At 52.8% G+C, this 668-nt stretch carries 1 protein-coding gene; it reads left to right on the top strand.

The features are described 5' to 3' along the window. Positions 1 to 497: 497 nt before the first annotated feature. On the top strand, positions 498 to 668 hold a 171-nt coding region (locus EKL94_RS22855; RefSeq protein ID WP_126930653.1), incomplete at its 3' end, for a type II secretion system protein.

Raw genomic sequence — 668 nt, 5'->3', positions numbered from 1 at the left:
AAAAAAAGGGCAAAAGCGGTGGGGGGCCCTTCCTGGGGGGGGGTAATTGGAAAAGTGAACAATTGAACCAGATGCCCGGGGGGGTGGGTTTGCCCGCCAGAGGGCTTAAAGACATGTCGCCTCCTTGCCTTCGGATTCTAATACCAAGAGCAGAAGTCAAGCTCCCGGCCAGTGCCCGGCCTTAGGGGACTTCAGTCGGCTTCATCGCCTTCTGCTAGCGCTGAGCATCCCTTCGGTGTTGCCTTTGTCACACGGGCCATCCCCGGCTCCAAAGGCAATCTACACTGGGAGTAATTTGGCAAGAGGCTCAAGGGTTCTGCCGAGGCTCGAGAAGTGGTATGCCCCTCGTATACAAACCACACATGCAAACTTCTTGACTCAGCCGAAGACATAAAGCTATAGGGCTAGTTCGCGGTCATATCTCACAGGTCCTCTTTGGGAAAGTTGTCTATCATCTTGGCTGTAGTGCTTAACCCATCAGCGAAGAGGAGGAAAAGATGAACAAGAAAGGCTTTACCTTGGTTGAGCTGGCCATAGTAATCGTGATTATTGGCTTCCTGGCAGCCATCGCTGTTACGTCGGTAGTTGAACTTGACAACACAGCCCGCGGGGCGTTTTCTTTAAAAACCTCGCCCTTGCAGCGCGGTTTTACGGTTTTTTGTGGTGCG

Origin of the sequence: Stenotrophomonas maltophilia (genome assembly GCF_003970865.1) — a bacterium.
GTDB classification, from domain to species: Bacteria; Pseudomonadota; Gammaproteobacteria; order Xanthomonadales; family Xanthomonadaceae; genus Stenotrophomonas; species Stenotrophomonas maltophilia_AR.
This window is presented reverse-complemented; position numbering and strand designations above follow the sequence as displayed.